Annotated in this window: 5 protein-coding genes, 1 other RNA gene and 1 pseudogene; 2 read left to right on the top strand and 5 right to left on the bottom strand. The window is 57.1% G+C overall.

Features of this window, described 5'->3' with window-relative positions; genetic code table 11:
- Nucleotides 1-1,488, bottom strand: a 1,488-nt coding sequence (locus CAGGBEG34_RS08090; protein ID WP_042688396.1) for an Rne/Rng family ribonuclease, incomplete at its 3' end; no start/stop codon positions are given.
- A 414-nt stretch (nt 1,489-1,902) separates the two neighbouring features.
- On the opposite strand from CAGGBEG34_RS08090, the pseudogene CAGGBEG34_RS08080 reads away from it, so the two are divergent.
- Nucleotides 1,903-2,808: pseudogene (locus CAGGBEG34_RS08080) on the top strand (RluA family pseudouridine synthase); the annotation flags it as partial.
- A gap of 73 nt (nt 2,809-2,881) precedes the next feature.
- An RNA gene (rnpB, locus tag CAGGBEG34_RS09780) (RNase P RNA component class A) lies at nt 2,882-3,303 on the top strand.
- A 5-nt stretch (nt 3,304-3,308) separates the two neighbouring features.
- Here rnpB and CAGGBEG34_RS08070 read toward each other — a convergent pair.
- From CAGGBEG34_RS08070 to CAGGBEG34_RS10370, 4 genes are all read right to left on the bottom strand, one after another.
- Nucleotides 3,309-4,658 (bottom strand): 4Fe-4S binding protein, encoded by a 1,350-nt coding sequence (locus CAGGBEG34_RS08070; protein WP_042688397.1) that lies wholly within the window; start codon nt 4,656-4,658, stop codon nt 3,309-3,311.
- Between the two features lie 329 nt (nt 4,659-4,987).
- Nucleotides 4,988-5,827 carry an FTR1 family iron permease gene (locus tag CAGGBEG34_RS08065; protein ID WP_006683206.1) on the bottom strand — a complete coding sequence of 280 codons (840 nt, stop codon included), beginning with the start codon at nt 5,825-5,827 and terminating at the stop codon, nt 4,988-4,990.
- Between the two features lie 30 nt (nt 5,828-5,857).
- The gene (locus CAGGBEG34_RS08060) at nt 5,858-6,199 is read right to left on the bottom strand and encodes a cupredoxin domain-containing protein (protein WP_006683205.1); all 342 of its coding nucleotides are present in this window, start codon (nt 6,197-6,199) and stop codon (nt 5,858-5,860) included.
- Nucleotides 6,199-6,321: iron transporter (locus CAGGBEG34_RS10370; RefSeq protein WP_042688393.1), on the bottom strand; the 123-nt coding region annotated here is incomplete at its 5' end. The genes CAGGBEG34_RS10370 and CAGGBEG34_RS08060, both read right to left, overlap by 1 nt.

Below are 6,321 nucleotides of genomic sequence, written 5' to 3'. Positions count from 1 at the left end.
CATTCCGTCGAGACGGGGATCGTCATGACGCAGCCTCTCCAGTTTGTAATGCGGCGTATCCAGGTGTTTATTGGGAATCAGCATAATCCCCGCTTTGAAGCGCGCCTCAATCTTGTTGATTTCCTGACGTTTTTCGTTCAGCAAAAAGGCCGTCACTTCAACCGGCGCCTGACAATGAATCGCAGCCGTGTGCTCTTTCATCGCTTCTTCCTGGATCAGGCGCAGCACTTGCAATGCGGAGGATTCGGTATCGCGGATATGTCCGGTTCCATTGCAGCGCGGACAGGTGACATGGCTGCCTTCGGAAAGCGAGGGGCGTATCCGCTGGCGCGACAGTTCCATCAGTCCGAATCTCGAAATTTTGCCCATCTGGACGCGAGCGCGGTCGTGGCGAATGGCATCCTTCAGCCTTTGTTCAATATCGCGCTGATGCTTTTGCGATTCCATATCGATAAAATCAATCACGATCAACCCGCCTAAATCGCGCAATCTGAGCTGGCGCGCGGCTTCATCCGCGGCTTCCAGATTGGTGCGCAGCGCCGTTTCCTTAATATCCGCGCCTTTGGTTGCGCGCGCCGAGTTCACGTCGATAGAAACAAGCGCTTCAGTATGGTCAATCACAATCGCGCCGCCGGAGGGCAACAGCACCGTGCGCGCATAAGCGGATTCGATCTGATGCTCGATCTGGAAACGGGAAAACAGCGGAACATCGTCGTGATAGCGTTTCACTTTGTGCAGATTGTCCGGCATCACAGTCCCGACAAAAGCGCGCGCCTGTTCTTCGATCTCGGCTGTATCCACTAGAATTTCGCTGATATCCGGCTGGAAATAATCGCGAATCGCGCGAATCACTAAGCTGGATTCAAGATAAATCAGGAACGGAGCCGGCGCGCTGGCTGCCGCCTCTTGAACCGCGCGCCATAACTGTGACAGATAATTCAAATCCCACTGCAACTCTTCTACGCTGCGGTTAATCCCCGCCGTGCGGGCAATGAGGCTTGTGCCTTCCGGCAGCGGCAGTTGCGCCATTGTCTCGCGCAGCTCCTGCCGCTCCTCGCCCTCGATACGGCGGGATACGCCGCCGCCATGCGGGTTATTTGGCATCAGCACCAGATAACGACCGGCCAGCGAGATAAAAGTCGTCAGCGCCGCGCCTTTATTGCCGCGCGCTTCCTTCTCGACCTGGACGATCAGTTCCCGCCCTTCGCGCAAGGTTTCCGCTATCTGCGAATCGCGCGCGCCACTGTGTTCAGGCAGGTATTGAGGCGCGATCTCCTTAAAAGGCAAGAAGCCGTGACGCTCTTCGCCATAATTGACAAAATAGGCTTCAAGCGAAGGTTCAATACGGCTAATGACTCCTTTGTAGATATTGCCTTTGCGCTGCTCGCGCCCAGCCGTTTCGATATCGATGTCGATGAGTTTTTGTCCATCGACAATCGCGACGCGCAGTTCCTCCTGCTGCGTCGCGTTGAATAACATTCGTTTCATTCAATCGCTCCAGAGCGGCCTTGATGCGCCGCGCTTTTTGAATAGGACAAAATCCGCCAGAGCATTTTTCAGAAACCCGCTGATTCCGGAAACCGGCCTGAGAGCCTGTGCACAATCTGTGACGAGCGCCCGGAAGCCTTGCGAGAATGGAGCGCAGGAACCGGAGTGTATATGTAATGGCTGCACGGAACGGCTCCGTTGCGCAGCGCAAGCCGCTGAAAAATACTCTAGGGTTGAAAATGTGCAGGAAAATTGCCTGATATAAATAAGTACACCCATCCGGATGCGTGAACCACTTTCTCATTTTTCACATTGAGCTGTGCAGCTTATCTTGTGGGTGCCCCGGCGCAGTCTGGCGATGCACGCCGCTGCCCATTTTTCCATCCAATTGCACCTCTGAATTATATAAGCAGAATGAGGCCCTCGAACCAAGCACAGTCCAAGCGCGTGACAATGATTCAAGTAGACGACCGTTGCGCCGGGCAGCGTATCGACAATTTTCTGTTCCGTCTTTGCAAAGGCGTCCCCAAAAGCCATCTGTACCGGCTGCTGCGCAATGGCGAAATCCGTGTCAATAAAAAGCGGGCAGATTGCGCACAGCGACTTGCACAGGGGGATTGGGTCCGTATTCCGCCGCTGCGCATCGCCCAGCCTGATCATCAGCAAATGCTCGGTCGAGCGCATACCTTGACGCCTGATGCCGACTTTCCGGCGCTATACGAAGATGAGGATTTGCTGGCTGTGGATAAACCCGCCGGGATTGCGGTCCACGGCGGCAGCGGTATTTCTTTCGGCATGATCGAGACCGTGCGGCGCGCACGCCCTCATGCCCCCTTTCTCGAACTGGTGCACCGGCTTGACCGCGAAACCTCCGGCATCCTGCTGATTGCCAAAAAGCGGGCGGCCCTTCTGCATCTGCACGCGCAAATCCGCGCCCAGCATATCGATAAACGCTATTTAACGTGCGTGCGTGCAGACTGGCGCGCCCGCCGGCGCGTCGTGAGCGCGCCGCTCCACAAATATCTGACCGCTGCCGGCGAACGGCGCGTATGCGTGCATCCGAACGGGCAGGCAGCGTGTACGGTCTTTCGCCTCATTCAACGGTACGCGGGCTATGCGCTGCTTGAAGCAGAGCTGAAAACAGGCCGCACGCACCAAATCCGCGTCCACCTCGCGCATTGCGGCGCGCCGGTTGCGGGTGATGATAAATATGGCGATTTTGCGCTGAACCGCGCGCTGGCGCGCGAAGACGCCGCGCCGCGCTTGCAACGGATGTTTTTACATGCGCACCGCTTATGTTTACAACACCCCAGCCGCGGAACGCCGCTGGAATTGACTGCGCCAATGCCCGATGCGTGCGAACGCTTTTTGAACCAGTTACACTCGGTCGTGCAAAGCGGGTCAGACAATCGCTGCTTCCCGGCATGCTGATCAACGGAGATGTTTGACAGCGCCGGGCGTAGAGGAAAGTCCGGACTCCATAGGACAGGGTGATGGCTAACGGCCATCCGCGGCAACGCGCGGAACAGGGCAACAGAAAGTAAACCGCCGATGGCCGGATATTTGCTTCGGCTCAGGCAAGGGTGAAACGGTGCGGTAAGCGCGCACCGCGACTGCGGTAACGCAGTTGGCACGGTAACCTCCACCTGGAGCAATTCCAAACAGCGGGCGCGCATCGTTTGCGATGCAGGCGTGGTCCGCGTCGCCTGCGGGTAGGAAGCTTGAGCGCGCCAGCAATGGCGCGCCCAGACGAATGATTGTCACGCGCAGTTTTTGCTGCGCGCACAGAATCCGGCTTATCGGCCCGCTTTGCACACGCATTACCAATGCCAGAACAACAACCACCACGCACTGTTCGCGATCATCAGCGCAGTCATGATGCAGAGCATCGCCGCAAGGCGGCGAAAATCAGCGGCTGTGGAATAGCGTCCAGTCACTTGCCAGGCCAGCCATGCGCTCCACAGACTGGCGCCTAGCAATAGAAACAAACGCGCTTTGTTGGCCCAATCAATGTGAATTTGATCTGCGCGCAGAATATTGAGCGTCGTTGTCGTTAAACCAAGAAATACGCCGCATCCGGCAAGCGGGATGAGCGTTTGCGCCAGATGATGCAAGCGAGCGCTGCGCCATTTGCCTAGACACAAATTAGCCAGCGCGAGCAGTGCAATCAGCGCGGTTCCATAAATCAAACCTGTCCCAATGATGTAGGTGATCAGCAGGCCGCCGTCGAGCCAGTTGAAGACATCGTTTTGCCGGGGGTAATGCGTGAGCAGAAACCAGGGCGCATTGGTATTGAAGGGCCACAAAATATCCCGTTCAATCAGCCAGCCCGCCAGAGTCTGTTTGATCGCGATAAACCAGGGGCTGACCGTCCAGTGGAACGCGCCGACCGCAAGTCCGCATAGACCATAGGCAATAAGGACCGTATCCCAGCGATGCGCCGACGATTGGCCCAGCCGCACGACTTCATCCGAAGGTGAACGCCGCGCGAGCGCGATGGCGTCTCGATGTCCGCTGCACCGCGCGCACATATGACACGCCGCATTGCCTTGCATATGACGCAGCGGCACCAGCGGCGCGCAATTCACCGGAATCGCCCGGCGTCCCTGTTCGCCCTGCGTGTAAGAGCGCTGCCAGGCGCTGGGGTCGACTTTAAAGTGAACAGGGGCCAGTTTTGCAAGCAGGGCAAATACGCCGTTCACCGGACAGAGATATTTACACCAAATCCGTTTTTCCCGTCCGTAGAGATATCCGGTCGCAATGGCGGCAACGGTCGAACCGCCCAGAACCAGCAATACCGCTTTGGGATATTGATAGACGCTGACCATTTGGCCGTAGACCGTCGTGATCGAAAACGCGACAAACGGCCAGCCGCCCCAGCGCATCCAGCGCGGAATGGGACGGCTACGACCGTGCCGGCTGGCGAATTCCGAGAGCGCGCCTTCCGGACACAGGATGCCGCACCAGACGCGCCCGAATAACACTATGGAGATCAGCACGAAAGGCCACCAGATGCCCCAGAATATCCATTGAGCAAAGACAGTCAGATGATTCCACACATGTTCGGCGTTGCCAGGCAGCGGCATAAACGCTGGCGCGGTGACGAGGACGGCGTAGAGGCAGACGATGACCCATTGCATGGCGCGAATGGCGGCGCTATGGCGGCGCATCCAGTCCCCAATCCGCGCCAGAGCCTTTTTCAGTGGCTTGCACGGCGTCGCTTCGCGCTCGCCGTATTGTTCATACTGTCTTCGCACTCGCTCCTTGTGCAATCTTTCTGAAAAAGGCTCTGGATTTACGGATTCCAGCGGCTTGCACGGCGTCGCTTCGCCGTTCCGTGTATTCGGGATCGCTGCGGGGTCGCCTCCATCGCGCAGCGAGGCAGACCTGCTCCGCCCGCATCGATCCCCATACTGTCTTCGCGCTCGCGCCAGTGGCAATCTCTCTGAAAAAGGCTCTGGATTCACGGATTCCAGCGGGTTGCACTGTGCCGTTTCACTCATGCCGGTTGAGTTCCAACGGTGATGGGCGGGTTGCTTCGCCGCGTCAGGTAAATAATCAAAGTCCAATAGGCGGCGGTGATGCAGACGTTCATCAGCGATGGCTGCGCGCGATAGCCTGTTAATATCGCAATGAGCGTGCCGGATGCGCTTGAATCGTCGAGCAGCGCTGTACTGTTCCAAAGCGGATCGATGCCAGACGGCAGAATTTCCAGCCCAATCAATTGATCGACGCCGGTCTGCAAAAGTCCCGCGGCAAGGAAAAGCAACATGATTTCAGTGACGCGGAAAAACCGGCGCCATGAAAACCATTTTCCGCCTAGTTGGAGCGCATAAAAGGTAGCAAAGGCGAGCGCAAAACCCGCGAGCGCGGCCACGAGATGCAGCAGTGGAATTTTGCCCGCCTGGCCAAAACCCAGTCCGTACAAGAAGATCACCGTTTCACTGCCTTCGCGCGCCACAGCGAGTGCAGCGAGCGCAGTGACGCCCCACCAGTTCGCTGCGCGCACACTCTTTTTCAGGGACTGTTCCATTTCCTGTTTGAGTGTTCGGCCATGACGCTTCATCCAAAACACCATCTGCACAATCAGCGCGCACGCAGTGAGCGCCATCGCAATTTGAAAGTATTCCTGCGCGTCCCCAGAGAGCGCTGCAATCACGCCAAGCAGCGCCGCGCCAAGCAGCATTGCACTGACCATACCGAGCGCGACGCCACCCCACAGATAGGGGAGTCCCTTGCGCATCGCCTGATCGCCGCGCTTGAGCCACGCATGCAGGATGCCAACCACTAGCAGCGCTTCAACGCTTTCCCGCCAGACAACAAATAACACTTGTCCCATGTATGCGTTCCCGAATGTGAATGCCCGGTTTTACTTCGCCACAATTACGCCTTGCGCCGTCTTCGGATGAAAATCGTCGAAAAAGGGGTATTCCCCAGGCGCTAAGGCTTTGATGACGACAAAGGTTGTGACGCCCGGCGCAACGACTTTTTCCTTTCGCAATGGAATACTTTCAAATTCCGCAGCGCTTCCGCCCGCATTCGTAATTTCAATCTTGATGCGCTGACCGGCGGGCGCTTCGATGCGGGCAGGCGTGAGCCTGCCGTCTTTCATCTCCAGTTTGAGTGCCGGCAGCGCTTTTGCATGCGCGCTCACTGCCATCAAAAAGAGGAGCGCCGCGATGCCATCCGCGGTGATTTGACAGAGTTTCATTAATAGCCACCTTTTTTACCAATTCCGGCAAAAACAAATTCGTATTCGGCCTGGAACGGTTTAAACCACGGTCCTACGCCTGTTTCCTTGTCCGTGTGGCGGCCAAAAGACAGTTGGCCTGT

The sequence above is a fragment of the Candidatus Glomeribacter gigasporarum BEG34 genome, from assembly GCF_000227585.1.
GTDB classification, from domain to species: Bacteria; Pseudomonadota; Gammaproteobacteria; order Burkholderiales; family Burkholderiaceae; genus Glomeribacter; species Glomeribacter gigasporarum_B.
The sequence above is the reverse complement of the archived record's forward strand: the minus strand, read 5'-3'. Positions and strand labels throughout refer to the sequence as shown.

Bases quoted from the DNA above. Each gene is read 5' to 3' on its own strand.
- CAGGBEG34_RS08065 (WP_006683206.1), bottom strand. From the start codon at position 5,827: ATGGGACAAGTGTTATTTGTTGTCTGGCGGGAAAGCGTTGAAGCGCTG.
- CAGGBEG34_RS08070 (WP_042688397.1), bottom strand. From the start codon at position 4,658: ATGCGCCGCCATAGCGCCGCCATTCGCGCCATGCAATGGGTCATCGTC.
- CAGGBEG34_RS08060 (WP_006683205.1), bottom strand. From the start codon at position 6,199: ATGAAACTCTGTCAAATCACCGCGGATGGCATCGCGGCGCTCCTCTTT.